The following is a 25,342-nucleotide window of genomic DNA, read 5'->3' as shown; positions in this document are numbered from 1 at the left end:
ACCGTAGAGCCCCGTTAAGAACGGGGGGATTACCCGCCCAAGGATCGCTGGGCATCAGACCTCCCTCTGTCACCTGATCCAGATAACGGGCAATAACACCGGATTCGAATAGCCATTCGTCGCGCCCAGCCCAAAATACCGGCACTTGAAGACCCGGCGATATATCGCCGAGCCAGGCGGGTTTATTGTCGAGGTCGATATCGATCCGTTCAAAGTCAATGCCTTTTTCGATCATGACGATAACGACCCTTTGCACATAAGGGCACAATCTGTGCCCTACGATCTTGTAGGGTTCCAACGGCATGGCTCAACTGACCATGCAGTGGACATTGAGTTTGTTGCCGTCCAGATCGCGGAAATAGGCGGCGTAAAAGCCCTCGGCCCGAAATCCGGGCTTGCCTTCATCGACGCCTCCCAATTTCAAAACCTTCTCATGCACCAGGTTAACCTGTGTCTGGCCGGATGCCGCGAGCGCAATCATTACGCCGTTGCCGACCGAATATTCTTTTCCGTTTTCAGGAACATGAATTGAAAAGGCAGCGCCGCCATTTTCGACTGCCCAGACGATGAAATCATCCATGTGCATCACCTGTTTTGCGCCGAACTCCGCCAATAATGCGTCATAGAAGCTTTCCGCGCGGGAAAGGTTGGCCGTGCCAAGCGAAGCGTATCCAATCATATTCATGTCCTTCATTGCCGTTGTCGATATGAGTTGAGGATATTCTGTTGCAGAAAAGACGGATATATGCATTTGTGAGATTTCTTATTGCAAATTTGAAATGAAGTTGGCCAGAATTTGGACTGGAACCTCGTCAAAGTGTTTCTCGCGGTTTGCGAAACGGGCTCTCAGGTTCGTGCCGCCAGGCTTACCGGACTGAGCCATGCGACGGTCTTCCGGCACATTGCCCTGCTTGAAGAGCAGACGGGCACGCGTTTGTTCGATCGTGTCAAAGGCCGGTTTGTGTTGACGGACGCGGGCAATGAAATGCGCGAGATAGGTCTTGGTATCGCCCGCTCTTTCGAGGCGATCGACCGGCGTGTAAGCGGCAGGGACGGAAATGCCGAGGGCATTGTGCGCCTTACCGCGCCGCGCAGTTTTGCCGACACCGTGTTGCCGCGTTATCTGATGAATTTCAGCGAGGCGCATCCCAACGTTCGGGTGGAACTTCTGGTTTCGAACCAGGAAATGAACATGTCCGACCGGGGCGCGGACGTCGCCTTGCGAGTCGCCCATAATCCGCCTGACCATCTTTGGGGGCGGCGTGTTCTCAATATCGATTGGGCTGTCTACGCGGCCCCCTCCTACCTCGAGACCGCTGCGCGGCTGGACGGCCCATCCGACCTTTCACAACATCAATTGGCCACACCGGTAGGACAATTGCTCCGTCATCCGGCTTTTCGTGACGTGTTGAATGAAAAGCAGCCTGTGACGGCAATCGCATGCGATGATCTCACCGCCATGGCGCGTCTGGCAGCGGAGGGCTGCGGTGTTGCGCTCTTGCCGGACGATTTGCGCCGTTCAGACCTGAAGCGGTGTTTCACCTATCACACGGCACCCGCGAACACGCTCTGGGTGCTCACCCATCCAGACCTTCGGGGTGTACACAGAATATCGCTACTGATGGGATTTCTTGCCAAAGAGTTCGTTCGAGATCCCTATTGGAGGCGGACCGCTGAAAAACTCATCGGCGAATAATAGTTCTTCAAGTTCAATGCAAAGCTGTCGTTTAGTCCCGCTGCAGCGAATTTCCGCTTTCAGAGTTCAATCATGAACCTTGAACATCCGAAATGAAGGCGCTTTGCTGATGTTCCGATCCCATGCTTTCCACTATCGGACGTTCAAAATACGGTTGCTCTCTCACGCATCTAATGAGACATCGAAAATGCCTCGAGCGAAAATTTGGGGCATTGCTGTAACACTAGCATGCTTCCTCGGTGATGGAGCGACCTCCTATTCCGCAGAGCGTATAGATGTCAGCGTGATGACAGGCAAATGCAGGGTCCTCATTGCGTCCGGCCACGACTTTTCAGATGCATGCGAAAGCAAGGTATTGAACTCTGGCCATGGGAATGGGCGTATCGGGTTCTATTTCTTCATCAGCGACAAAGCCGTGCTGACCATCAGCGGGGAAGATCGTCCGAACCCTTCTCCTGACACGGATGAGACTCGCGTCGACATGTTCCTGTTGAATCTAGGGATTGAAGGCGTGCCTCCATCGCAGACGAAGGCGTTCGGGAAGTGTTGGTATGACAATCCCTTTCAGGGAGTGCCAGCAAAGGTGCACTGTAACGGTACCATGGAGGATGGCTCACCATTTGATGCCCAATTTTTGACGGACGGGAGTGAGCCTCGAATGCTTACGGATCTAGAACTGGTTGATCTTCCGCCGGCGGTTCTGGAGGCGTTGAAGCCAGGTTTGGCTATTAATCCAAAATTGGAAGGTCAAAAGTGAAGTTCGTCGGTTACGTCTAGGGAGACGCTCGATTTCCAGGCTATAGGATCAGGCCATGGCTTCTGCATAATGCAGTGCTTGCTGGTGGTTGTCGGCTGGACGTCGTTGCTTTTAATGACCGAGCGATTACGTTTTACGAGGCTTGCGGGTGGAGGAGGGCAGGCGAGAGCTTCGAGGAAGTTGAGGGAACGCGGATCGCGACGGTTTTGATGCAGGTCGAATAAGTGGGCGCGGCCTGCCTCCCGACAGACCGCGCCGTTGTTGTCTTACTCTACACGAAGGCAAGAATATCGTCGCGATCCATCACCGATCCATCGGCAAACTTGATCTTCTCGATACCCAAATTATCGACGGTCGAGTAGAACTGGTCATCGACCGTAATAACGTCTCCTGTCGAGGTGACCAGTATCTTGAGTTCCGCACCTTCACGAGAGAGGCTGACATCCGATGTATTCAGGTCGTTGAACAGCAAGACGTCCACGTTCCACTGATCCGCGAAACCAACCTCGTCATCGATGGTATCTGAACCGTCGCCGCTGGTGTAGACATAGGTGTCGCTGCCAGCTTCGCCATTCAGATAGTCATCACCCTTGCCGCCGAGAAGATGTCCTTCTGGCCCCAAATCGCGCCGGTAATGCTATCATTGCCGTTAGTGCCGTTGTACGTCCACGCTTCATCCCGCGAGTGCGTCAGGTTGATGGACACGCCATCGGCAAAATCGATGCGTTCGAGGCCCCATCCTTCGTTTGCGTCATAGGACTGCTCGTCAAGAGTGATAACACCACCTGTAGAATTCACGGTGACGAATACGCTGTTCACGGAATCCAGCGTGAAGGTGACGTCGGAGAGATTGATGTCCGTGAATTTTAGGGCATCCACATTCGTCGTGGAGCCGGCCTCGTCGTCAATGTAATCGTTTCCGTCCCCCCTGGAGTAGATATACGTGTCGCTACCGCCGCCGCTCAGCAGTGTGTCGTCGCCAAGCTTGCCCCACAGGGCATCCCTCTGCCCGCCACCGTTCAGGGTTTCGTCCGAATCCGTACCACTGGCAACCGTGATGTCGGTCCCGACAACAACGATCCCCAAGCTTGTCTTCGTGGTCATGACTTCGTCGTCGCCATTCACGATATGGTAGCGGAATGTGTCGACCCCCGAGAACCCTGCATTGGGCGTGTATTCAAAACTTGAACCGTTCCTCAGAAGACTTCCATGCGTTACCCCCGAGACGATGAGAGCTGCTGCGCCGCCCCCGCTTGGGAAGTTATCATTGGCCAATGGGGTGGTAGTCGTCTGAGCGTTCAAAGACGTCGTAATGATATCGTCCGTACCGAGCCAACCCGTGTTGCCTGGATCTGTAGGGCCGGTCGGATCAGTGGGATCGGTCGGGTCAACCGGTCCAACCATAAAGTCGTAAATACCACCAAGTATAGCTAACTCTTCGCTACCAGGGAATGCGATCGTCAAAAGTATTTTTTTGAGCCGAAAAGTTGTCCTTTGAAAGTCTGAGTGACTTCAGCGCCTCCCCACATATATGTCACATCGGTGCCTAGATCATACATATTGTTGGTAAACTCCAACAATGTCGCGTCTTTAAAGTTCTTCGCCGTGATCGTAGCGCTCATTATATCACCGTAAAACATGAACTGGAAATGCGTGTTGAAATTTCGTCCTTACTGCCGACGAAATCAATTTCGTTATTGAAGGCGTTCATCATGAAATCTTCCGAGCTGGGACCGTCGAAATATGTCCTGTCGGAGTAAACCAGATAGATATCCGCACCACTGCCGCCAGACATGTAGTCGGTCACGCCATCGTCCCATTCGGTATTTTCTGTATTGAGGTTGAAACTCACCAAATTCGTCAGGGAGGTTTCGCCGGTCACCATTATATCGGCGTCGGCGTTTCCATAGAGGCGATCAATGCCCTTTCCGCCAATGATTTGATCGTTTCCATCTCCACCATACAAGTGGTCATCGCCGCCTCCTGCCTTCACCCGATCTGCGTTGCTCAGGCCGACGAGCAGGACGTCATCATCAATATCGCTCGTGTCGATAGCGTCGTACGCACGCGGATCAATAATGACGAGATTTACGAAAGCGCCGTTTGTGAGGGATTCTTCCTCCTGAACGCCAAGCGTCGCCAAGTCTTGGTCGGAGATCGTCGCAAAATACGAATTTCGGTCATTGGCGTCTCCGAGTTGAGAGAAAATAAGATTCTCAATGGGAACAGTCCCGCCGACGTAATCATATCCGGGGGGGGGCGTTAGGTTTATCGGATGGATAATGTTTGGATAGTCAAACGTGCCGGAGACGGCATGTATTATTTCATGTATGAGTATCTTTGAAAAACTATAATGAGAAACAACTCAAAAATTTGATACGATTTTTTTGGTCGCCCCCTGCTCAACGTTGAGTTTCACTTTAAACACGCCAATAGTCGACTCATTATGCGAGCCTTTTTTCAATTTCAAGGAGGCGATTTAAAGAGACTACAAGATCAAGCATTTGCTGCGCCCGGGGGCGAACCCGCATAAGTGTCTCGGACGATCTGTTCAATCTGCGCATGCTCGCCGGGCGTCGCACCAATGATGACAACGTGTGGCAGTACAGTTTCAATGGACATGGAAAGCTCCATTACCGACTAGATAAAACTTCCTTGGAAAAATTAAAAAGGTCAGCGCGGGACAATGATTTTGTGTAATCAATTTGATTGTTGTATTTTGACAGATTTATAATGGCCGATACGTATCCGCAGTGCGGCGAAGATTTATTCAAAGAGTATTTAATGTCCGCCAGGCAATATGTAACGTTTTCGAGTATTATTTTTCCCGCCTCGGCATCGCGGACGATCCTGTTCATTTCATGCGGATCAATCGTTGCGGCGTCTTTTAATTCTTTGATTTCATAGCGCGAAAGATTTTTCTTTAGAACGCTCAATAGTTCCGACCTATTGCTCCACGGTATAGAATCCTTGATTTCGCCACTTATTCGGAGATTAAGCATTGCTCCGCCGCAGTATCGCGAAATGTCTTCGAGGTTGGCTATAAGAGCCTCGTAGCAATAAGCGATCGTGTGATCAGGGTGAGTTTTCGATTTGAGGTCGGTTGCGCCAACGTGCGCGAACGGCAAAAAAAACACGCTGAGCGATAGGGCCATTGGAACGACACTGCATCTATGCAGGAGTGCCTTCCTCGTTATCCGGGCATATCGAGAAATGTGATCAACGTTGAATCTTGGGTATTCCGTAACGCAGGCCACCCATGTACTCCGACATTAATGTTGTTCATTGGACGAGGATCAAGATCGCGCTTTAATTGCGAGCCACCACGCTTAGACACCTACCTAGGATGGTTAAAGACGGTCAAGTGACGTTGTTGTGAAAGACGTGATCAGGGAAGACAAGCACTGCCGGATTACCTGTTTAGGTTACCCGATTTGAAAAGTTGTCCCTTTTGACACAACCTCCTTCGGAGAGCGGTGGCATCTGCGTTGCAGCCGCCGGATCGGTGAGCGCGCTGTCTGCGCGCGTGGAACCCTCCTTCCAGCTTACATCGACGTCAAGGCTTGACCCAATAGCCTCAGTCCCTCCGGCCCGCTCCATTCGGCCAGCCGCTGCGCTGGTCTGGCCTCCCGTGTTGGCGGGACCGTGCCGTTTCGCAAGCAGTGAGGCTTCGCCCCCTCCTTTCGATCGATCGATCGTCCAACTCGCTGTTTGCGGGTCTTCTGTAGGCCGCTCTCGAAAGACGGATGAAGGAGATTTGCGAGGAGCGTATGAATCTTCGCTAGTGCGGGATCGGATGTTGGGGCGGTCATTCGGTGGAAAGCTATCCGTGAGAGCGACCTATGACAACGCCAACTATGAAACGAACAACAACGAGCGGCCCAGAGAATTCGGTTGCTTTCAGACGATTGATGCGCAGAAGGGCGGGAATTCGGAAGTGTTCTCCCGCATAGTCCTTCGCTTGACACGCCCGGCGAACTGTTGAATGACTGCGCCGTCGCGCTGCCTTGCGGGTATGATGTAATGGTAGCTTGTCAGCTTCCCAAGCTGAACGCGCGGGTTCGATTCCCGCTACCCGCTCCAGCCCGGTTTGCGAGGGCCTTGCGCGACATCCAAGCCGATCGTCTTTCGGGCGGTTTTACGGTGTATTTTACATCTACCGTTCGCGATCCTGTCTGCATTCTCAAACGGTTTCGGGTGCTGACGGGCGTTCTGGCGCCGTTTGCGTGGGACGATGGGCCGTCTTGTTCCAGAAGAAGGGGTTGCTGCGCAATTCGCCCACGGCGCGCCAGGCTGCACGGGAGACGAGCAGCCAGTAGACGGGCGTCATCGTCCAGCGCCAGCCGACTGCTGCCCGTTCCTGCGGTGTCATGCCTTTGCGGCCAAGCGCAATGAAGACTGCGTAACTCCCGAAAATGTTGACGATGTCCACCGTAGTGAGGGTCAGGTGAAGTGGTCCGGCGAAGTAGGTCTGCTGGAAGGCTAGTTGCCAGGCGATGAGGCCGAGATAGCCTACAATGAGGGGGTGGGCCAGCGATGACAGAATAAGCCCGCCGATCAGCACCTGGAAGACAAGGCTCGGCCCCAGCCCCATATCCTGTACCAGCCGGGCAGGCTGCCGCATCAGCACCAGCCATGTTTGCAGCCAGCCCTTGAACCATCGCGTGCGCTGGCCGAGCCAGGCCTGCACCGTGGTTGGCGCCTCCTCATAGGTCGGCCGGCTGATCGTGCCGCACCGATATCCCAGCCGATAGAGACGTAGACCCAGATCGGCGTCCTCCGTCACATTGTAGGGGTCCCACCCGCGGACCTGCTTTAGAACGCGGGTGCGAAAATGGTTTGACGTGCCGCCAAGCGGCATCGGCAGGCGGGCGGCGGCAAGGCGCGGCAGAAGCACGCGGAACAGGCCGGCATATTCCAGGGCAAAGAGCGCGCTCAGCCAGCTCTCCTGCGCATTGGTGATGATGAGTGGAGCCTGAAGGCAGGCGACATCCGGCGAGCCGGCCTCGAACGTGCGCCAGGCCTCCTCGAGTTGCAGTGGGTCGATCCGGTCCTCCGCATCGTAGATCACCAGATATTCGCCGCGCGCCGCGCCAAGCGCGTAGGACAGCGCTTTCGGCTTCGTGCGGGGATGACCGGGCGGGACCTCGACCACTTCGTATTGCCGGCCGAGACGGATAGCGGCAAGCGCATCGAGCGTTTCCTGGTCGTCAGCCTCGCAGATCAGTTTGATGTCGAGGCAAGCGACCGGCCATTCCAGCCGATTCAGCGTGTCGATGAGTTGCGGGACTACGGCCGCTTCCCGATAGAGCGCGATGAAGACGGAGTAGATGGGGCGCCGAACCGCCGGGGGACGGGGGAGCGGCCGGTTTCCCGCGCGCTTACTGGCGCGCATGGCCGCAAGGCGTATGGAAAACGAAGCAAAGAAGAAGCAGCTCAGCACGATATGCAGCAGGAGCAGCGCGATCTCCGGCGCGGCGATGGTCAGTACGACCATGATCGATATCGCCGCTCCGGTATAAAAACCCTGCTGTCCCCACAATGTAATGCGAGCACTGGCCTCGGGCATGCCGCGAAAAAGCTGGTCGACCGTTTCGCGAAGGCGCCGCGAACCGCCGGCCTGCCACAAGGCCGCACGAAGAGCCGTGGGCGTGGTGGCGGCCAGCATCGTGCGAAGGGCGGGAGAGAAATGCAAGCTTTCGCCCAGATAGGCGAGCCTTTCGGCGCTCGGCACGATCACCGTGAGGGGAGCCTGGGTGGGATGGCGGATCCGGATAACGGTCGGCTCGATCAACTGCGTGTCGGCGTCGGGAATATCCTCGATCTGGTCCGGGTACAGTTGCGGCAGGAACGGCAGGCCCAAGATTTCGGCGAGCGCTTCATAATACGTCGCCTCGCAAACCGCCCCGCTCGCGAGGAACTCTGCCTCAAGGGTCGTGCCATGCCGGCTCGCCTGCACCAGCATCGTTGAGATCAATGTTTTGGAGAGACCCAGCCTGCGAAAAAGGCGGGCTTCCGACATCAGGCCAGGGGGGACGTGCAGCTCGGCCTGCGGTACCGGGCACGCCGGTGCAATGCCGATTGCAGTGGCGAAAGCGACGTCATCGGGATATTCTGCCAGTCGCATGCAGCCCCCGTTGCCGTTTAAACGGCAGCGCCCCATTGAAACCCCAAGTTGATTGTAATGGTGTATAACGGAATTTCATCCTTTAAATTTCACTGGCTTCTTGCGCTTTGCGTGTTGATAGCGGTGAGCCCGCCTGGTGCTGCCGCGCAGGAACGGCCGTCGGTCGACCTGCCGATCCTCTTCGACACGCGCGAGCGTATCGCTCGCCCGGATCTGTCGGGGATCGTCCGCCTGCGCTTTTTGACCACCGTGGATTTCCCGCCGTTCAATTTCATCGACCAGACAGGCAAGCTCGCCGGCTTTCACGTCGACCTCATTCGCGAGATTTGCCGCGAACTTGCCCTGACGGACAAATGCCAGGTCCAGGCCGTGACCTTCCCGGAGCTGGAGAAGGCGCTGTTGGACGGCAATGGCGAGGCGGTGGCTGCGGGCGTGGCCGTCACGGCGCAACTGCGTGAGCGTTTCGTCTTCTCCCGGCCGTTCATGCGCCTGCCCGCCCGCTTCGCAGTGGCAAGGAAAACGGCGCCAGCCGGGGAGACCGCTGCGGCGCTGTATGGCAAACGGGTGGGTGTCATCGCAGGCAGTGCGCACCAGGCGATGCTGGGCACGTTCTTCCCGCGCATCCAGCCTGAAGCATTTCCCGACCGAGCGGCGCTGCTTGCGGCCTTGAAGGACGGCAAGGTGGATGGGGTCTTCGGCGATGGCCTGCAACTGGCCTTCTGGACGAACGGGACGGATTCCGCCGGCTGCTGCCGCCTCTTCGACGGTCCCTACCTGTCCGAGCTGTTTCTCGGGGAAGGGTTGGCAATCATGGTCCGCAAGCAGGATGCCGTGCTTGCCGAGGCGATTGATCACGCTCTGCTGGCTTTGTCGCGCAACGGCCGTTTGCAGGAAATCTATCTGCGATATTTCCCGATCAACCTCTACGGCGGCTGAGTTAAAGCATTTCCAGCCGGCTACTTACTGGCTCGCCCAGATGATACGGGCGATCCAGTCGACATCGTCCATGTCGAAGTTGCGGTTGGGATGATCTGGGTTCAGCGAGACGAGCTCGATGCTGCGCGGGCTCTGGCGATACAGCACCTTGGCCATGACCTCGCCTTCCCGGGTCTTCACGACGACGCGGTCGCCGCGCCGCACCTGCGCGCCCGGCTCGACGATCAGGACGTCACCGTCGCGATAGAGCGGCATCATGCTGTCGCCCTGCACCTCCAGCGCATAGACGCCCGCCTTATGGGCCGGCGAGGCGGGAAATTCCACCACGTCCCAGCCTTGGCCGGCGGGAAAGCCGCCGTCGTCGAAAAAGCCGCCGGCGCCCGCCTGAGCGAAGCCGAGCAGGGGAATGGTGCCGATCTGGGGAGGAAAACCGTCCTGCTGCAGGACGGCCTCGCGCATCGCATCGGTGTGCGTGAAGAACTCGTCGATGGAGGCGCCTGTCGCGTCGAGCACCTTGGCAATCGATTCCGTCGAGGGCCAGCGCTGGCGCCCGTCCACGCCCTGCCGCTTCGATTTGTTGAAGGATGTCGGGTCGAGCCCGGCACGGCGGGCAAGCCCGGACGGGGAGAGCCGGTTGCGTTCGGCAAGGGCGTCGATCGCGGCCCAGATCCGGTCATGGGAGAACATGTTGTAAAACCCTGCCAAGGCCGCGGACCGGCCAGTGCCGGTCCGATTGATCGGAAGCATAGCCAAGGACGGTTTGCGAGTAAAGAAAAAAGGATTATTTTCCTGTTTCGTTTTTCGCCTGATTTTCGGCTGCGCGCCGTCGCGCCACGACGCTTTCGCGCCAGATGGTGAAGATGCCGGCGCCAACGACGATGGCCGAGCCCACGATCATGTTGAAGTTCAGCGTTTCGCCGAAGATGCTGACGCCGATGACCGCCGCCAGCACGACCTGGAGATAGGTCAGCGGCTGGACGGCCGCCGCGTCGAGCAGATCGTAGGCCCGGATCAGGAAGTAGTGGCTCGACGTGCCAGTGATGCAGAGCAGCCCCATCCAGAACCAGTCGACAGGGGCAAGGTTGGTCCAGAAGAAAGGCCCGACAAGGGAGATTGCCGCGGCACCCGCCACGCCGGTGTAGAAGAAGCTTGTCGCGGCCGTATCATCCCGGCTGACAAGGCGCGTTGCGATCACATAGAGCGCAAATATCAACGCGGATGCGAGCGGCAGCAGTACGGAGAGGTCGAAGTTGCTGCCGGCGGGGTTGAGGATGACCAGAACGCCACACAGGCCGACGCCGATCGCCGTCCAGCGCCGCCAGCCGACGCGTTCGCCGAGCAGCGGCATTGAAAGCAGCGCGACGAAAATCGGTCCCGATGCCAGGAGTGCCTGCGAATGGGCAAGGCCAACGGTGGTGAAGGCGGTGATGGTGATGACGATCTGGACGGCGAGAAGAATGCCGCGCAGGATTTGCAGGACCGGTCGCTTCGTCGCCGCCACGACTTTCAAACCACCCGAATTGCGTGCGCCCAACACCATGACGAAGGCGGCAAAAGCCCAGAAGCGCAGCATCGCGATAAAGACAGGCGGATAGACGCTGCCGAGATGTTTCGAGATGGCGTCCTGCAGGCTGAAGATCAGGATCGCAAGCAGGGTGAAGCCGTAGCCGAGTCGTTTGGAATCCATGGTCCGCGCATATACCCGTCCCGCCGTGCTTGCACGTGTAAACTTGCGCGTCGCCGCACTTTTCGTGGCGGTTTACGGGGCGAATTGCAGTGGGTGGGAAAAGTTTCCTCCCCCGTGATTTCCTGCCACTTTCGCTGCATCGAACGGCACGCTATCAAGGAGCAGGCGCGCCTTTGCCGCGCCGTCGAGGTTCATCCCGTGCAAAAGACTGTTTCTTCCGGCATTCTACTGACGTTGTTTGCCTATTTCCTGTTTTCCGTGCAGGACGCTTCCGTCAAATGGCTCGTGGTGGCCCTGCCGGTCTGGCAGATCCTTTTCGTGCGCAGCGTCACGATCTTTTTGCTCTGTTTCGCCTTTGGCGGGCGCCCGATCCTCAGGGCCGCGCGCCACTCGCCCGTGCTGAAGCCGCTCTTCCTGCGCAATCTCCTGTTGCTGGCGGCCTGGCTTTCCTACTATACGGCCGCGCGCGATCTCGGGCTGGCCGAACTGACGACGCTCTACTATGCCTCACCCGTGGTCATGACGATCCTCTCCGTGCCGATCCTCGGCGAGAAGGTGCCGGGCTATCGCTGGCTTGCCGTCGCAACCGGTTTCGTCGGCGTGGTGATCGCCTGCGGGGTCGCGGTCAAGGGGATCGAACTGTCGCTGCCCGTCTATCTCGCCTTGCAGGCCGCCATTTTCTGGGCGATCGCAACAGTGCTTCTGCGCAAGACGGCCCTGCAGGAACGGACGCAGGTGCAGATGACCATATCGAGCGGCTTGTTCGTCCTCTACACCGCCCTGGTCGTGCCCTTCGTCTGGCAGCCGATATCTGCCGTCGACCTCGCGCTGATGGCTGGAACGGGCGTGCTTGCCGGCATCGGCCAGTTCGCGCTGTTCGAGGGCATGCGTCGCGCGCCGGTTTCCGTGCTGGCGCCCTTTGAGTACACCTCGCTCGTCTGGGCTTTCGCACTCGGCTATCTCATCTGGAGCGACGTACCCGGCCCGAACGTCTTCGCCGGCGCGGTGCTGATCTTTTCCGCCGGCTTGATCATCATTGCCACTGAGCGGTTCGGGGGGCGTTTCCGGGTTCGCACTTGAGCCGTTAAGGTGCGAAACAACCAAAAGAATCCCCGCTTTTTGCCTTTCGTTGGTTGCGTGCAGGCCGCATGACGATATTGTCGCCGCTTGGCTGGCAGGTTTAACCGGGGGTGGAATGCCGATATCGAACGCCGCATTCGTGCGCTCGACCATTATCCTGCTGATAGCAGGCATGATCTTGTTGCTCGGCATCGTCGGCACATCCCTTTGGCTTGTCAGCAAGGTACAGACCAATTTCGCCGAACTGGTTGACGTGCGCGAGGTTCGCAGCGCTGCCTCCGACCTGCTTTCGACCCTCAAGGACGCCGAAACCGGCCAGCGCGGCTTCATCATCACCGGCGAGGCCAGTTTTCGCACGCCCTACGACGACGCGCTGAAGGCCGTTGCCAAGCGACAGAGGGTGCTGGAAGAGAAAGCCTCGCGCTTTGCCCATTATGCCGAGAGCATGCCCGACATAGGCCGCCTTGTCTCGGAAAAGCTCGTTGAGCTTGCCGGGACGGTCGAGGCAATGGAACAGGGCAGGGCAGCCGATGCGGTTGCCCAGGTCAAGACCGACCGCGGCCGTCTTATCATGGACCAGCTGCGCACCCGGCTTGGCGACATCATGGCTGATGCCGACCGGCGGCTGCACGAGAGCATCATCGATATGCTTTGGTCCGCTGGCGCGCTGCAATGGACGACAGTCATCGGTGCCATTGCCATTATCGGTGTGCTGGGCGGCGCCGCCGTCATTGTCGCCCAATATACCCGCGACATCGTCGTCGCGCGCCGCGAGGTCGAGACGCTGAACGCGACGCTGGAAAAGCGCGTGGACGAGCGGACGGAGGAACTGATCCGCGCCAACCAGGAAGTCCAGCGCTTCGCCTATATCGTCACCCACGATCTGCGCGCGCCCCTCGTCAACATCATGGGTTTTACCAGCGAGCTTCAGGCCTCGCTCGCCTCCATTCAGAATTACGTGCTGGCCGACGAAAAGCCGCCGAGCGTGGACGACATCCTCGAGGCACGCCGCGCCGCCTCCGAGGATCTGCCGGAGGCGATCGGCTTCATCCGTTCCTCCACCAAGAAGATGGACGGGCTCATCAATGCCATCCTGAAGATCTCGCGTGACGGACGGCGCGAACTCAAGATCGAGCGCGTGGACATCAAGGCGCTCATCGAGACGGGCGCTGCGGCAGTCAATCATCAGATCGGCGAATCCGATGGCGAGATCACCATCGACGAAAAACTGCCCACCGTCATTTCCGACCGGCTGTCGCTCGAGCAGGTGTTCGGCAACCTCTTCGACAATGCCATCAAGTACCAATCGCCGGATCGGCCGCTGCGCATCTCCGTCAGCGCCCGCAATGCGGGCCGGGCCGGCTTCTATATCGAATTCACCGACAATGGCCGCGGTATCGCGCCGGAGGACCACGAGCGGGTTTTCGAACTTTTCCGCCGCTCGGGCGCGCAGAACAAGCCCGGCGAAGGCATCGGCCTGGCGCATGTGCGTTCACTGATGCGCAATCTTGGCGGTGATATTGTCGTCAGATCCGAACTCGGGCAGGGGACGACCTTCGTGCTTCGTCTGCCGCCCGACCTCAGCAAAGTTGTCAGGAGTATGCAGGCATGAACGGACTGGGCAAGGAAGTCACCATCGTCATGATCGAGGACGATGAGGGCCATGCGCGCCTCATCGAGAAGAACATCCGCCGCGCCGGCGTGCACAACGAGGTCGTGCCCTTCACCAACGGCACGGAGGCGCTCGATTTCGTGCTCGGCAAGGATCGCTCGGGTCTCGTCAGTGCCGGCAGGTTTCTGCTGATCCTGCTCGATCTCAACCTGCCGGACATGTCGGGCATCGACATCCTGCAGAAGATCAAGACCAACACTCACACCAAGCGCCTGCCGGTGGTCATCCTCACAACGACGGACGACGAGCGGGAAATCCAGCGCTGCTACGATCTCGGCGCCAATGTCTACATCACCAAGCCGGTCGAGTATGAAAGCTTTGCGCATGCGATCCGCCAGCTCGGCCTGTTCTTCTCCGTGATCCAGATTCCCGAGACGCAGTAAATGAAGGAAGCCCCCGTCCGCATTCTCTATATCGACGACGACCCGATCCTGGCGCGGCTTGCCGAGCGGGCGCTCGGCCGTCTCGGTTACGAGGTGTCGCATGCGGAGGACGTGGAGCGCGGCCGCGCACTTTTTGCCGAGGGCGGTTTCGATGCCGTCGTGCTCGACCACTTTCTGAAATCCGGCACGGGCCTGTCCTTTCTCAGGGAGCTTGCGGATGCGCCGGGTGCCGTTCCTGTGGTCTATGTGACGGGGTCGAGCGATGCGCAGGTCGCCGTCGAGGCGCTGAAGGCGGGTGCGGCGGACTATGTCATCAAGTCTGTCGGCGACGACTTCATGCCGCTGCTCGCCAACGCGCTCGGCCAGGCGCTGGAGAATGCGGAACTGAAGCGTGCGAAGCTGAGGGCCGAGCAGGAAATCCGCGCCGCCAAGGAGCGGGCCGAAGTGCTGCTCGCCGAAGTGAACCACCGCGTCGGTAATTCTCTGGCGCTCGTCGCGGCCCTGATCCGGCTGCAGATGTCGAGCGCGTCCGACGAGGCGGTGAAGGAGGCGCTTGCCGAAACGCAGGCCCGCATCACCGCCATCGCCGGCATTCACCGCAGGCTTTATACGTCCGAGGATGTGCGCAATGTCGACATGGGCGCCTACCTCTCGACGCTGCTGTCCGAACTTGACACCTCGATGAAAAGCCAGGGCCGCAACGTGCGTCTCAACCGCACGCTGGAGCCGCTGCATATTTCGACCGACCGCGCCGTCTCGCTCGGCGTGATCGTCACCGAACTCGTCACCAATGCGTTCAAATATGCCTATGGCGAGACGGGCGGCGAGGTACGCGTCGGCTTCACCCGGCTCGATGCGCATAACGCGCTGCTCTTCGTCGAGGACGATGGGATCGGCTGGCGCGGCGAGGGGCCTGCGCGCGGCACCGGCCTTGGCACCAAGATCATCGGCGCGATGGCGGGCAGCCTCGGCGCCAAGCTGGAATATGCCACGCGCGCTGCCGGGACACGGGCCGAATTGCTGGTCCGCATGGGAGAGCCCTCCCGGGCGGCGTGAGTGTTTGCCCTGCAAGCAAAAGACCCGGATGCAGGGAACATCCGGGTCTTTGGGGAGGTCAGTAACGCTGCGGCTTACTTGCAGACCTTGATCCGCTTGATGATGACGTTGCCGTAGTAGTCGTAGGACTTCACCTTCTTGATGAAGCAATAGGGTTCGTAGCCGTAGCTGTAATAGCCGGCCTGCGAGGGAGCGGCGAAGGACACGGTGGCAACGAGGGCAACGGTGGCGGAAACGATGAACTTGCGCATGGGGTCTCTCCTGATCTCTGGTTGGGGATGAGCCTCTCTCATCCAGTGACCAGACTTTCCCACATCGCTTTCCGCCGTGCTGTTCCGCATGGAACAGGATGAAAAATGCCCCCTCGCATTTGTGAGGGGGCACCAGTGAGCAAGGCTTCGGCGAAGACGGCGGCTCAGGCCGCCTTCTTCTCCTGCGGGGCGAAGCGGCTGTAGAAGGTCTCGCCCTTGGCGGCCATGTCCTTGAGCAGCGGCGTCGGCTGGAAGTGGCTGCCGTATTTGGCGGCGAGCTTTTCGCAGAGCGCGACGAAGGTTTTGACACCCATGCCGTCGATGTAGGACAGCGTGCCGCCGGTGTAGGGCGCGAAGCCGAAGCCGAGGATGGAGCCGACATCGGCCTCACGCGGATCGGTGACGATGCCCTCTTCCATGGTGCGGGCGGCTTCCAGCGCGATGGTGACGAGCAGGCGCTCCTTGATCACCTTGATGTCGACATCGTCCGCCTTCTGCTGCGGGTAGAGGTCCTTCAGGCCCGGCCAGAGCTTTTTCTTAGCCGGCTTCGGTGGGTAGTCGTAAAAACCCTTGCCGGCCTTGCGGCCAAGGCGACCTTCGCCTTCCACCAGCCTGGTCACCAGCTCCATATGGCGTGGGTCGACGGAGTCCGGACCGAGGTCCGCGATGGAGGCCTTGAAGATCTTGTAGGACAAATCGACGGCGACCTCGTCGTTGAGCGACAGCGGGCCGACCGGCATGCCAGCCATCTTGGCGGCATTCTCGATCATTGCCGGCGGCACGCCCTCGATCAGCATGTCATAGGCTTCGGCCATGTAGCGGAAGACGCAGCGGTTGACGTAGAAGCCGCGCGTGTCGTTGACGACGATCGGCGTCTTCTTGATGGCGGCGACATAGTCGAGCGCGGTGGCAAGCGCCTTGTCGCCCGTTTCCTTGCCGAGAATGACTTCCACCAGCATCATCCTGTCGACCGGCGAGAAGAAGTGGATGCCGATGAACTGGTTCGGACGCTTGGAATTTTTCGCAAGGCCGGTGATCGGCAGCGTCGAGGTGTTGGAGGCGAAGATGGCGTCTTCACGCAGCACGGCCTCGATCTTCTCGGTGACCTCCTTCTTGACATTGCGGTCCTCGAAGACGGCCTCGATGACGAGGTCGGCATCGGCGAGGTTGGCATAATCCGGCGTCGGCGTAATCAGGGAGAGCAGCTTCTCGCCGTCCTCCTTCGACAGGCGGCCCTTGCCGATGGCGCCGGTGACGAGGCCTTCGGAATGGGCTTTGCCCTTGTCGGCGGCTTCCTGGTCGCGGTCGATGAGCACGACCGGAATGCCGGCAGCAGCGGTCACATAGGCAATGGAGGCGCCCATGAAGCCGGCGCCGACAACGGCGACCTTCTTGATCTCCGACTTCGGAACGCCGGCCGGGCGGCGCGCACCCTTGCCGAGCTCCTGCATGGAGATGAACAGCGACCGGATCATCGAGAAGGCTTCGGTCGTCTGGAGGATATGGGTGAAGTAACGCTGCTCGATCTTCAGGCCCGTCTCGAACGGCACTTGCAGGCCTTCATAGACGCATTTGAGGATGGCGAGCGCACCCGGATAATTGCCGGCGGTTTCGCGGCGCAGGATGGCGGGGGCAGCCGGCCAGAGCTGGGCAGAAGCGGGCGTCCAGATGCCGCCGCCGGGGGCCTTGAAGCCCTTTTCGTCCCATGGCTGGACGGGCTTCAGGCCGTCCTTGATGAGCTGCTTGGCAGCCGGGATGAGCTGGTCGGGCTCGACCACCTGATGCAGGAGGTTCATTGCCTTGGCGCGCGCGGCCGTCAGCGACGAGCCGGTCGTCATCATCTGGAGAGCGTCCTGCGCATTGGCAAGGCGCGGCACGCGCTGGGTACCGCCAGCGCCCGGGAAGATGCCGACCTTGACTTCCGGAAGCGCGATCTTGACGGACTTGGCATTCGAAGCGACGCGGCCGTGGCAGGCGAGCGACATTTCGAAGGCGCCGCCCATGCAGGTGCCGTTGATGGCGGAAACCCATGGCTTGCCGCAGGTTTCGAGCTTGCGGAACAGCCAGGTCATGCGGCCGGTGGCTTCAAACAGCTTTTCGACGGCGGTCGACGGATCGGTCGCCTGCGCGTCCTTCAGGAGGTCGAAGCTCGCCTTGATCATGGAGAGATCGGCACCGCCGGAGAAGGAGGATTTTCCAGACGTGATGACCACGCCCTTGACGACGGCGTCTGCCACGACCTGGTCGATGATCTTGTCCAGTTCGTCCATCACCTCGATGGTGAAGACGTTCATCGACTTGTCGGGCATGTCCCAGGTGACCAGCGCAATGCCGTCGGCGTCGGTCTCGATGGTGAAATTCTTGTATGCGCTCATGGTTTTCTCCCCCTCGGTAGAGAATGGGCTCAGTAGAGAATGGGTTCAATGTGCAGCGAGGCCTTGCCTCTGCCGCCATACGCCTGTTTCGTCGTGTTGATCGCAATGAGACGGCCGTCGCGCTCGAGGCGGATGGTGAAGCCCGGTGCTACCGCCTTGCGGAGCGCCGAACGTTTCACCCGCATCGAAAAGCGGATGAAATGCCGGTTGCCCTTGCTGTTGACCGTGGTCTGGGCGATGCGCCGTGCGGCCACATCCATGATGCCCTGCTCCTCGAGCCGGATCGTCAGCCGACCGACCGGAACCGGACCGCTCGCCACATTGGTGACAGTGCCCGACAGCACGAAGCTATCGCTCGCCTCAACGGAGGAGGCGATGAGGCCTGCCCCGACGAGGGTGAGGAAGCTGCGGCGGGTCGGGTTCGTCATGGTCAGGTCCTTTCGGTGATGAAGTTCTTGTCGCTCACGATGGGCTCCTCTTCCCAGAAAGTTTTCCTACCAGAGGTAGGCGATTGCGAGGCCGGATATGCCGATGAACAGGATGGTGAAGAGAAACGTGCCGCGGAGTTCTGCGCGCTGAATGCGCATCTCTTCCTTGGTCTTGACCTTGGTAAAGGCCTCGTAGTCGTCCCTCATGTCCTTGTCGCGATAGTGATGTGCAAGTTCTTGCTGCACCCCAGGTCGCTCGGCCCTGTAAAATTCCCGGTCCGGCCGCGCGTCGCCCATCTCAGACCCGTTCGATGATCGTCGCTGTACCCATGCCGGCGCCGATGCAGAGCGTGACGACGGCGGTGTTGAGGTCGCGGCGTTCCAGCTCGTCGAGTACCGTGCCGAGGATCATCGCGCCGGTGGCGCCGAGCGGATGGCCCATGGCGATGGCGCCGCCGTTGACGTTGATCTTGTCGTGCGGGATGTCGAAGGCCTGCATGTAGCGCAGAACGACGGCGGCGAAGGCTTCGTTGAGCTCGAAGAGGTCGATGTCGGAAAGCGTCATGCCGGCTCGGGCGAGCAGCTTTTCCGTGACGTCGACCGGGCCGGTCAGCATGAGGGCCGGATCGGAACCAATATTGGCGAAAGCCTTGATGCGGCCGCGCGCCTTTTTGCCGAGGATGTTGCCACCCTCTTTCGAGCCGAGCAGCACGGCGGCGGCACCATCGACGATGCCGGACGAGTTGCCGGCATGGTGGACGTAGTTGATGCCCTCGATTTCCGGATGGGCCTGGATGGCGACGGCTTCGAAGCCGCCCATCTCGCCGGGCATCTGGAAGGAGGGGTTGAGCGAGGCGAGCGCCTGCATGTCGGTGCCGGGGCGCATGTGCTCGTCATGGGCAAGGATCGTCAGGCCGTTGATGTCCTTCACCGGCACGACGGCGTTCTTGAAGTAGCCTTTCTCCCAGGCGTGCGCCGCCCGCTTCTGGCTCTCGACGGCATAGGCGTCGACGTCGTCGCGGGAAAAACCGTACTTGGTGGCGATCAGGTCGGCCGAGACACCCTGCGGCATGAAATAGGCCGGGAAGTTGACCGAGGGGTCCATGAACCACGAGCCGCCCGACATGCCGAGGCCGACGCGGGACATGCTCTCCACGCCGCCGGCGATCACGATGTCATCGGCACCCTGAGCGATCTTCGCAGCACCAAGGTTGACGGCGTCGAGGCCGGACGCACAGAAACGCGACAGCTGAATGCCGGGCGCCTTGGTCGAATAGCCGGCTTCGAAGGCGGCAGCCTTCGGGATGACAGAGCCCGCATCCATGACAGGATCGACGCAGCCCATGACGATATCGTCGACCTTGGCCGTGTCGAGCCCGTTGCGGTCACGCACCGCTTCCAGAACCTTGGCGGCGAGGCGGACGGACGGCACTTCGTGCAGCGAACCATCCTTCTTGCCGCGCCCGCGCGGGGTGCGCACATGATCGTAGATGAAGACGTCGGTCATTGATTTCTTCTCCCTAGCGGCGCGAAGCGCCTTAGAATTCGTGGCTCGCGGCTTGCGACTTTAGCCCCTCGCCCCGCAATGGGGGAGAGGGGCGAAGCATCAGAATGCTTCGGCAGCCAGTTCCATCGTCGTGTCCGCACCGGCCTCGATGCGGGTCTTGCGCAGCGTGGTTTCCGGCATCAGGCGCTCCATGAAGAACTTTGCCGTGATCAGCTTGTTCTTCAGGAAATCCTCGCGCTCGCCAGCACCATTGGCAAGGCCTTCTTCGGCAGCCTTGGCGATCTTGGCCCACATGTAGCCGACGACGACGAGGCCAAAGAGGTGCATGTAGTCGGTCGAGCCGGCACCGGCATTGTCGGGCTTGGCCATGGCATTCTGCATGAACCACATGGTTCCGGCCTGCAGGTCGTTCAAGCCCTTCTTGAGGCTCTTTGTGAACGTTGCGAGCTTCTCGTCATTGCGATTCTCCTCGCAGAAATCACCGATTTCCTTGAAGAGGGTCATGACGGCGCGGCCGCCATTCATGCCGAGCTTGCGGCCGACGAGGTCGAGCGCCTGGATGCCGTTGGCGCCCTCATAGATCATGGCGATGCGCGCATCGCGCACATACTGGCTCATGCCGTGCTCTTCGATATAGCCGTGGCCGCCAAAGACCTGCTGGGCCATGACGGCGTGGTCGAAGCCCTTGTCGGTGAGCACGCCCTTGAGGATCGGGGTCATCAGGCCGAGGATATCGTCGGCGTCCTGACGTTCCTTTTCGTCGGCGGAGCGGTGGGCGATATCGGACTTCAGCGCGGTCCACAGCGTGAAGGCGCGGCCGCCCTCGGTCCAGGCCTTGATGGTCATCAGCGTGCGGCGGATGTCCGGGTGCACGATGAGAGGATCGGCCTTGCCATTGGGGTTCTTCACGCCGGAGAGCGAGCGGCCCTGCAGGCGTTCGCGGGCATAGCTCGCGGCGTTCTGGTAGGCGACTTCGGCAATCGACAGGCCTTGCAGGCCGACGCCGAGGCGGGCCTCGTTCATCATCACGAACATGGCGTTGAGGCCCTTGTTCTCGGCGCCGATGAGGAAGCCGGTCGCCTCGTCATAGTTCATGACGCAGGTGGCGTTGCCGTGGATGCCCATCTTGTGTTCGATCGCGCCGCAGGAGACGCCATTCTTGTCGCCCGGCGTGCCATCGTCCTTGAGCATGAACTTCGGGACGATGAAGAGCGAGATGCCCTTGGTGCCTTCCGGTGCGCCCTCGATGCGGGCGAGGACCAGATGCACGATGTTTTCCGACATGTCGTGGTCGCCGGCGGAGATGAAGATCTTCTGGCCGGAAATCTTGTAGGAACCGTCGCCCTGCGGCACGGCCTTGGTGCGGAGCAGGCCGAGGTCGGTGCCGCAATGGGGCTCCGTCAGGTTCATCGTGCCGGTCCAGGTGCCTTCCACCATCTTCGGGAGATAGGCGGCTTTCTGCTCGTCCGAGCCGTGCACGAGGATCGCGGCGATCGCACCCTGCGTCAGGCCCGGATACATGGTGAGCGCCATGTTGGCTGACGACATGTATTCGCCGACGGCGGTGTGCAGCACATAGGGCAGGCCCTGGCCGCCGAATTCTTCCGGAACCGCAAGACCCATCCAGCCGCCCTGGCGGTAGAGGTCGTAGGCCTGCTTGAAGCCCTTCGGCGTCGTCACGGTGGCGTCGTCTTTGCGCACGCAGCCTTCCTGGTCGCCGGAGAGGTTGACCGGGAACAGCACTTCCTCGGCGACCTTCGCGGCCTCGCCGGCAATTGCCTCCACCATGTCTCCCGTCGCATCGGCAAAGCCCGGCAGGTTGTTGTACCGCTCGAGCGCCAGAACGTCGTTCAGGATGAAAAGCGTGTCATTCACGGGGGCCTTGTAGATCGGCATCTTTCGCGTTCCTCACCTATCCCACGGACATGAGTCCGGTCCTTGGAGCGGGATACTATAAAACTTTGACGTTTGCGTAAACGTCAAAACGCAAAGGGCAGCGAATTTTTCGTCGGGACGGGCGGAACGTGAGGTGGAGCGGCGGGCGTCAGCGCGCCGGATGTGCCTCCCATCAACGACCGCTGCTGTGCCGCAACCGGCCGTCTTCCCCTCCAAAGAGCATTCTATGAGCAAATCGTTAAAAAATTTCTGGGATAGTTAACCCCTTGTTTACCACGTTTCATGAATTGTGGCGCTTGAGGGCGTGGGATCGGGAATCATTCGTTTCCCTCTGTGAACCCCGGACGGCGAGTCCGGATTTGACAGGGACGATACTGTTTCCAACTGCGCATGCGGTGTTTGACGGCGGCGAAGAAACCTCCCGCTGAAAATGGAATAAAGGGCGCAGCCGGGCGGCAGTGCCTTCAAGGGTATCTCCCGGCAGCCGGATGGCCGCCAAAGTGAGGCAAAAGATGAACGGATCGCGAAACCCGCAACGCCCAGGCGAAAGATCCTCGCTGGATGCGCTCAATCGCACGATCGAAGGGCTCGAGGCCCGCATCGAGGGACTGATGGCGAACGGCCGCGACACGCGCGGACGGGGCGAGGAGCGTGCTCTGCCACGCGCCGAGCCTTCCCGCTACGAATCCTCGCGCACCATTCCGCTACGCGAAGACCCTGTCTCCGAAATCATGCAGCGCCAGCGCGCCATCGAAGGCGGCCGCGAGCGCGTCGCCCAGCGTGTCGAGCGCCGTCCGGTTTCCGGCGACCACCATGCTGCTGCCCAGCAGGCCCATGCCGCTTATGGTGGCCACCAGGCCGCGGCGCCCGCCCGCGCCGAAGGCTCGGTCGAGGACATCGCCAAGGCGCTCGTTTCGCTGCGCCTCGATCTGAAGAAGGATATTGCCGACGGCCTCGAGCGCGAGATGCAGACGCTGCGCTCGGAAATCCGCGGCATCCGCCAGAGCGCCGAAGGCCGTGGCAACAATGACGACCTGCGCGAAGAACTGCTTCGGCTGTCCACCGGCATCAACCAGCTCGGCCGGCAATCTGGTCAGTCGGCCGGCCAGACGGAAGGCCTGCGCGTCGAATTCGACGAACTGCGCTCGGTGCTCGACGGGCTTGCCCGCGAGGATTCCGTGCGCCGCATGGAAGATCGCTGGACCGGCGTCGAAAAGAAGCTCTCGGCTTTCGACCAGACCCGCGACGACGAACTGGTGGCGCTTGCCTACCGGCTCGACGAGCTGAAGAACCAGATCGGCGCGGTCAGCGCCACCCCGGCGATCCATGCGCTGGAAGGCAAGATGGAGACCATCGCCCGCGCCATCGACATGCTGGCGCGCCAGGCCAAGCCGGACGACGGCCGTTTCGCCTCCGCCGTCACGACGCAGTTTGAGGGGCTGGATACGCGCCTCGACGAGATCAGCCGCGCGATTGCTGCCGCAGGCCGCATGCAGCAGTCGTCGGTTACCGACAACCCGATGATGCAGCGCCTCGAAAGCCGCATCGCCGACCTCGCCAGCCAGCTCGACGTGATGGCGCACCGCCCGGCGCCGGTGCAGGAACAGGGCCTTGGCCTGCGCCTGGACGCGCTCGCCGGCCGCATCGAGGAAATGTCGAACGAGCGTGCGGCGCTGCGCCTCGAAGAGCGCATCGAGCAGCTCTCGCTGATGCTGGAGCAGAGCCAGCAGGCGGCTCCCGTTCGCGAAAACGAAGACCTCGCCTTCTATCTCTCCGACATCTCCCGCAAGATCGATGCGCTCGACCAGGGCAGCGTCAACGACCTGCTGGCCGAGCGCCTGGACGCACTTGCCCGTCGCATCGATGGCCTCGATACGCCCGTCGGCACGCCGTTCCAGGAAGACCGCTTCTCGCATATCGAAGGCCGGCTCTCGGCAATCGCTGACCGGCTGGATGCGACCCGCGTCGCCCCCGTCGGCGATCATGAAGCGCTGCGTGGCCTTGAAGCACAGATCGCGCATCTCTCCACGCTGATCAGCACGCCGTCTTCCGCCGTCGCCGCCATGCCCGCCGAGGTCGAGAACCGTCTCGCGACGATCGAAGATTATATGGCGACCAACGACGAATATGTCGTCGAGGCCGCACGCCAGGCCGCGGAAGCGGTGATGGAAGCCTACCGCCATGCCGGCCCGGCGGCATCCGCCTCTACCGACATGGACGCGATCGCCGGCCTTGCCGACGACCTGCGTGCACTGGAAGAGCTGACCCGGTCGAGCGAGGACCGCACCGCGCGCACGTTCGATGCGCTGCACGATACGCTGGTGCAGATCGCGAGCCGCCTGGAACAGCTCGACGCGCCGCGCGAAACCTTCGGCCGCCGCGAGGCCGCCCAACCCCGTGCAGAAATGGCCCGTGCAGAAATGCCGCACGCCGAAATGCCGGCCATGGATTTCGGCCGCGACGACGAGCGCGCCTCCAACCCCTACGGTAACGACTACCCTTTTGACGATGACGGCTTTGGCACGCGCGAGACCCGCCAGGCCGAAGTCGAGGAGCCGCGCGAGGAAAGCCGCTACGCCGAGATCGAGGTCGAGAACATCCCGGTTCCCGAGCGCGCCGCACCGGCCGAGGAAATCGCGGGACAGGCTGTTGTGCCGACCGGCGACGAGACGGCAAACGTACAGCCCAAGGTCGGCCTGCTGGCCGGCCTGAAGCGCCGTCTCGTGCCGGGCCGCAAGGACGCCACGCCGCCGACCGAGCGCCGCCAGATCGACCCGACGCCGTCGATCGACCCCACCGACGAGCTGGCGCCTGAAGAGGCGAACCAGCTGCTGGAGCCGGGCTCCGGCGTGCCTGACGTCCGCCGTATTCTGGAGCGCGTGCGCGCCGGACAGGCTTCGGGCAACCGCCCGGCAACCGGCGTCGACGGCGACAAGGCGGCCCAACAGATCGCTGCTGCCCGCCGCGCCGCAAAGGTTGCCGCCGAGGAAACCGACGCGATCTCCCGCGTTGCCCCGGCCAGGAAAGACGACAAGGTGGCAAAGGGTGAAAAGCCGGCCTCCGCCCTGTCGCGTCACCGCCGTCCGATCCTGCTTGCCGTCGGCGCCGTGCTTTTGGCGATCATGTCCTATCCGCTGGTCAGCACGCTGGTGACGGGCGACGAGGCGCCGGTCGTCGTCGAGCAGACCGCGATCAACACGAACGAGGCCGCACCAGTCGAAACCACGAGTGGCTCGGCCGAAGCCGTGACTGCCAACATTGCCGCTGCACCGGTCGCCGGCGACGAAGCGGTGACCGATCCGGCACCTATCGAGAGCGCCGACGAGCGCGGCCTTGCCGATACGCCGACGAATGCCGGCGCCGAGGCAACGCCGACCCAGACCGTCACAACCGGCAGCGCGGCGCTGACCGCGCCCGCCGAAATGAACGACGATGCCGCAAACGCGGGCTTCGAGCCGGTGACGACGCCGGACAGCACGCCTGTCTTCGGT

The 25,342-nt window shown here is 60.7% G+C and carries 25 protein-coding genes and 1 tRNA gene; 9 read left to right on the top strand and 17 right to left on the bottom strand.

Annotated elements, in window-relative coordinates:
• Window positions 1-235, bottom strand: a 235-nt coding sequence (locus ACT6VE_RS24775) for a glutathione S-transferase family protein (protein WP_444801011.1), incomplete at its 3' end; no start/stop codon positions are given.
• 72 nt (window positions 236-307) lie between these two features.
• Window positions 308-751: a VOC family protein gene (locus tag ACT6VE_RS24770; RefSeq protein ID WP_444801010.1), complete on the bottom strand. Its 444-nt coding sequence runs from the start codon at window positions 749-751 to the stop codon at window positions 308-310.
• Window positions 752-796: 45 nt separating this feature from the next.
• Between ACT6VE_RS24770 and ACT6VE_RS24765 the strand changes: the two genes are divergently transcribed.
• Together ACT6VE_RS24765 and ACT6VE_RS24760 are read left to right on the top strand one after the other, a co-directional pair.
• Window positions 797-1,696, top strand: coding sequence for a LysR family transcriptional regulator (locus ACT6VE_RS24765; RefSeq protein ID WP_444801009.1), 900 nt, complete (start codon window positions 797-799; stop codon window positions 1,694-1,696).
• A gap of 187 nt (window positions 1,697-1,883) precedes the next feature.
• Entirely contained in the window at window positions 1,884-2,453 is a 570-nt protein-coding gene (locus tag ACT6VE_RS24760; RefSeq protein ID WP_444801008.1) for a hypothetical protein, read from the top strand.
• Between the two features lie 271 nt (window positions 2,454-2,724).
• Here ACT6VE_RS24760 and ACT6VE_RS24755 read toward each other — a convergent pair whose 3' ends face one another.
• The 6 genes from ACT6VE_RS24755 to ACT6VE_RS24730 form a co-directional block, all read right to left on the bottom strand.
• A complete protein-coding gene (locus ACT6VE_RS24755; protein WP_444801007.1) occupies window positions 2,725-3,075 on the bottom strand; it encodes a calcium-binding protein in 351 nt (116 codons plus the stop codon).
• The gene (locus tag ACT6VE_RS24750) at window positions 3,027-3,917 is read right to left on the bottom strand and encodes an Ig-like domain-containing protein (protein ID WP_444801006.1); all 891 of its coding nucleotides are present in this window, start codon (window positions 3,915-3,917) and stop codon (window positions 3,027-3,029) included. The genes ACT6VE_RS24755 and ACT6VE_RS24750 overlap by 49 nt, the downstream gene beginning before the upstream one ends.
• Complete coding sequence (locus tag ACT6VE_RS24745; protein ID WP_444801005.1) at window positions 3,914-4,075, bottom strand: hypothetical protein; 162 nt, start codon at window positions 4,073-4,075, stop codon at window positions 3,914-3,916. The genes ACT6VE_RS24750 and ACT6VE_RS24745 overlap by 4 nt, the downstream gene beginning before the upstream one ends.
• Window positions 4,075-4,596, bottom strand: coding sequence for a hypothetical protein (locus ACT6VE_RS24740; RefSeq protein WP_444801004.1), 522 nt, complete (start codon window positions 4,594-4,596; stop codon window positions 4,075-4,077). The genes ACT6VE_RS24745 and ACT6VE_RS24740 overlap by 1 nt, the downstream gene beginning before the upstream one ends.
• Before the next feature lie 353 nt (window positions 4,597-4,949).
• Window positions 4,950-5,075 carry a hypothetical protein gene (locus ACT6VE_RS24735; RefSeq protein ID WP_444801003.1) on the bottom strand — a complete coding sequence of 42 codons (126 nt, stop codon included), beginning with the start codon at window positions 5,073-5,075 and terminating at the stop codon, window positions 4,950-4,952.
• 11 nt (window positions 5,076-5,086) lie between these two features.
• Complete coding sequence (locus ACT6VE_RS24730; RefSeq protein WP_444801002.1) at window positions 5,087-5,608, bottom strand: hypothetical protein; 522 nt, start codon at window positions 5,606-5,608, stop codon at window positions 5,087-5,089.
• Between the two features lie 854 nt (window positions 5,609-6,462).
• Between ACT6VE_RS24730 and ACT6VE_RS24725 the strand changes: the two genes are divergently transcribed.
• Window positions 6,463-6,536 (top strand) — tRNA-Gly (locus ACT6VE_RS24725).
• Between the two features lie 100 nt (window positions 6,537-6,636).
• On the opposite strand, the gene ACT6VE_RS24720 is transcribed toward ACT6VE_RS24725, so the two are convergent.
• Window positions 6,637-8,580: a glycosyltransferase family 2 protein gene (locus ACT6VE_RS24720; protein WP_444801001.1), complete on the bottom strand. Its 1,944-nt coding sequence runs from the start codon at window positions 8,578-8,580 to the stop codon at window positions 6,637-6,639.
• Window positions 8,581-8,637: 57 nt separating this feature from the next.
• Between ACT6VE_RS24720 and ACT6VE_RS24715 the strand changes: the two genes are divergently transcribed.
• Window positions 8,638-9,516 (top strand): transporter substrate-binding domain-containing protein, encoded by an 879-nt coding sequence (locus ACT6VE_RS24715; RefSeq protein ID WP_444801000.1) that lies wholly within the window; start codon window positions 8,638-8,640, stop codon window positions 9,514-9,516.
• Window positions 9,517-9,540: 24 nt separating this feature from the next.
• On the opposite strand, the gene ACT6VE_RS24710 is transcribed toward ACT6VE_RS24715, so the two are convergent.
• Together ACT6VE_RS24710 and ACT6VE_RS24705 are read right to left on the bottom strand one after the other, a co-directional pair.
• Window positions 9,541-10,203, bottom strand: a complete 663-nt coding sequence (locus ACT6VE_RS24710; protein ID WP_444800999.1) for a S24 family peptidase — start codon at window positions 10,201-10,203, stop codon at window positions 9,541-9,543.
• Window positions 10,204-10,297: 94 nt separating this feature from the next.
• Window positions 10,298-11,203 (bottom strand): DMT family transporter, encoded by a 906-nt coding sequence (locus ACT6VE_RS24705; protein ID WP_444800998.1) that lies wholly within the window; start codon window positions 11,201-11,203, stop codon window positions 10,298-10,300.
• Between the two features lie 198 nt (window positions 11,204-11,401).
• Between ACT6VE_RS24705 and ACT6VE_RS24700 the strand changes: the two genes are divergently transcribed.
• The 4 genes from ACT6VE_RS24700 (at window position 11,402) to ACT6VE_RS24685 (ending at window position 15,394) form a co-directional block, all read left to right on the top strand.
• A complete protein-coding gene (locus ACT6VE_RS24700; protein ID WP_444800997.1) occupies window positions 11,402-12,283 on the top strand; it encodes a DMT family transporter in 882 nt (293 codons plus the stop codon).
• Between the two features lie 115 nt (window positions 12,284-12,398).
• Window positions 12,399-13,895 carry a sensor histidine kinase gene (locus tag ACT6VE_RS24695; RefSeq protein WP_444800996.1) on the top strand — a complete coding sequence of 499 codons (1,497 nt, stop codon included), beginning with the start codon at window positions 12,399-12,401 and terminating at the stop codon, window positions 13,893-13,895.
• Window positions 13,892-14,338, top strand: a complete 447-nt coding sequence (locus tag ACT6VE_RS24690) for a response regulator (RefSeq protein ID WP_444800995.1) — start codon at window positions 13,892-13,894, stop codon at window positions 14,336-14,338. The genes ACT6VE_RS24695 and ACT6VE_RS24690 overlap by 4 nt, the downstream gene beginning before the upstream one ends.
• Window positions 14,339-15,394 carry a sensor histidine kinase gene (locus ACT6VE_RS24685; protein WP_444800994.1) on the top strand — a complete coding sequence of 352 codons (1,056 nt, stop codon included), beginning with the start codon at window positions 14,339-14,341 and terminating at the stop codon, window positions 15,392-15,394. It begins immediately after the preceding gene.
• A 74-nt stretch (window positions 15,395-15,468) separates the two neighbouring features.
• Here the strand turns inward: ACT6VE_RS24685 and ACT6VE_RS24680 are convergent, their stop codons facing one another.
• The 6 genes from ACT6VE_RS24680 to ACT6VE_RS24655 all read right to left on the bottom strand — a co-directional run bounded on the left by ACT6VE_RS24680 (window position 15,469) and on the right by ACT6VE_RS24655 (window position 21,851).
• Entirely contained in the window at window positions 15,469-15,645 is a 177-nt protein-coding gene (locus ACT6VE_RS24680) for a hypothetical protein (protein WP_444800993.1), read from the bottom strand.
• A gap of 164 nt (window positions 15,646-15,809) precedes the next feature.
• Entirely contained in the window at window positions 15,810-18,020 is a 2,211-nt protein-coding gene (locus ACT6VE_RS24675; protein ID WP_444800992.1) for an FAD-dependent oxidoreductase, read from the bottom strand.
• Between the two features lie 29 nt (window positions 18,021-18,049).
• Window positions 18,050-18,448, bottom strand: coding sequence for a YbaY family lipoprotein (locus ACT6VE_RS24670; RefSeq protein ID WP_444800991.1), 399 nt, complete (start codon window positions 18,446-18,448; stop codon window positions 18,050-18,052).
• 66 nt (window positions 18,449-18,514) lie between these two features.
• The gene (locus ACT6VE_RS24665; protein ID WP_150129959.1) at window positions 18,515-18,694 is read right to left on the bottom strand and encodes a hypothetical protein; all 180 of its coding nucleotides are present in this window, start codon (window positions 18,692-18,694) and stop codon (window positions 18,515-18,517) included.
• A 52-nt stretch (window positions 18,695-18,746) separates the two neighbouring features.
• The gene (locus tag ACT6VE_RS24660) at window positions 18,747-19,955 is read right to left on the bottom strand and encodes an acetyl-CoA C-acetyltransferase (RefSeq protein WP_257949707.1); all 1,209 of its coding nucleotides are present in this window, start codon (window positions 19,953-19,955) and stop codon (window positions 18,747-18,749) included.
• Between the two features lie 99 nt (window positions 19,956-20,054).
• Entirely contained in the window at window positions 20,055-21,851 is a 1,797-nt protein-coding gene (locus tag ACT6VE_RS24655; RefSeq protein WP_444800990.1) for an acyl-CoA dehydrogenase C-terminal domain-containing protein, read from the bottom strand.
• 512 nt (window positions 21,852-22,363) lie between these two features.
• Here ACT6VE_RS24655 and ACT6VE_RS24650 point away from each other — a divergent pair.
• The coding region (locus ACT6VE_RS24650) for a peptidoglycan-binding protein (RefSeq protein ID WP_444800989.1) at window positions 22,364-25,342 on the top strand (2,979 nt) is incomplete at its 3' end.

The organism is Shinella sp., from assembly GCF_052438155.1.
Classification (GTDB): domain Bacteria; phylum Pseudomonadota; class Alphaproteobacteria; order Rhizobiales; family Rhizobiaceae; genus Shinella.
This window is presented reverse-complemented; position numbering and strand designations above follow the sequence as displayed.

Bases quoted from the DNA above. Each gene is read 5' to 3' on its own strand.
- ACT6VE_RS24770 (WP_444801010.1), bottom strand. From the start codon at position 751: ATGCATATATCCGTCTTTTCTGCAACAGAATATCCTCAACTCATATCG.
- ACT6VE_RS24760 (WP_444801008.1), top strand. From the start codon at position 1,884: ATGCCTCGAGCGAAAATTTGGGGCATTGCTGTAACACTAGCATGCTTC.
- ACT6VE_RS24745 (WP_444801005.1), bottom strand. From the start codon at position 4,075: ATGAGCGCTACGATCACGGCGAAGAACTTTAAAGACGCGACATTGTTG.
- ACT6VE_RS24735 (WP_444801003.1), bottom strand. From the start codon at position 5,075: ATGTCCATTGAAACTGTACTGCCACACGTTGTCATCATTGGTGCGACG.
- ACT6VE_RS24730 (WP_444801002.1), bottom strand. From the start codon at position 5,608: ATGGCCCTATCGCTCAGCGTGTTTTTTTTGCCGTTCGCGCACGTTGGC.
- ACT6VE_RS24720 (WP_444801001.1), bottom strand. From the start codon at position 8,580: ATGCGACTGGCAGAATATCCCGATGACGTCGCTTTCGCCACTGCAATC.
- ACT6VE_RS24715 (WP_444801000.1), top strand. From the start codon at position 8,638: ATGGTGTATAACGGAATTTCATCCTTTAAATTTCACTGGCTTCTTGCG.
- ACT6VE_RS24710 (WP_444800999.1), bottom strand. From the start codon at position 10,203: ATGTTCTCCCATGACCGGATCTGGGCCGCGATCGACGCCCTTGCCGAA.
- ACT6VE_RS24705 (WP_444800998.1), bottom strand. From the start codon at position 11,203: ATGGATTCCAAACGACTCGGCTACGGCTTCACCCTGCTTGCGATCCTG.
- ACT6VE_RS24695 (WP_444800996.1), top strand. From the start codon at position 12,399: ATGCCGATATCGAACGCCGCATTCGTGCGCTCGACCATTATCCTGCTG.
- ACT6VE_RS24690 (WP_444800995.1), top strand. From the start codon at position 13,892: ATGAACGGACTGGGCAAGGAAGTCACCATCGTCATGATCGAGGACGAT.
- ACT6VE_RS24685 (WP_444800994.1), top strand. From the start codon at position 14,339: ATGAAGGAAGCCCCCGTCCGCATTCTCTATATCGACGACGACCCGATC.
- ACT6VE_RS24680 (WP_444800993.1), bottom strand. From the start codon at position 15,645: ATGCGCAAGTTCATCGTTTCCGCCACCGTTGCCCTCGTTGCCACCGTG.
- ACT6VE_RS24675 (WP_444800992.1), bottom strand. From the start codon at position 18,020: ATGAGCGCATACAAGAATTTCACCATCGAGACCGACGCCGACGGCATT.
- ACT6VE_RS24670 (WP_444800991.1), bottom strand. From the start codon at position 18,448: ATGACGAACCCGACCCGCCGCAGCTTCCTCACCCTCGTCGGGGCAGGC.
- ACT6VE_RS24660 (WP_257949707.1), bottom strand. From the start codon at position 19,955: ATGACCGACGTCTTCATCTACGATCATGTGCGCACCCCGCGCGGGCGC.
- ACT6VE_RS24655 (WP_444800990.1), bottom strand. From the start codon at position 21,851: ATGCCGATCTACAAGGCCCCCGTGAATGACACGCTTTTCATCCTGAAC.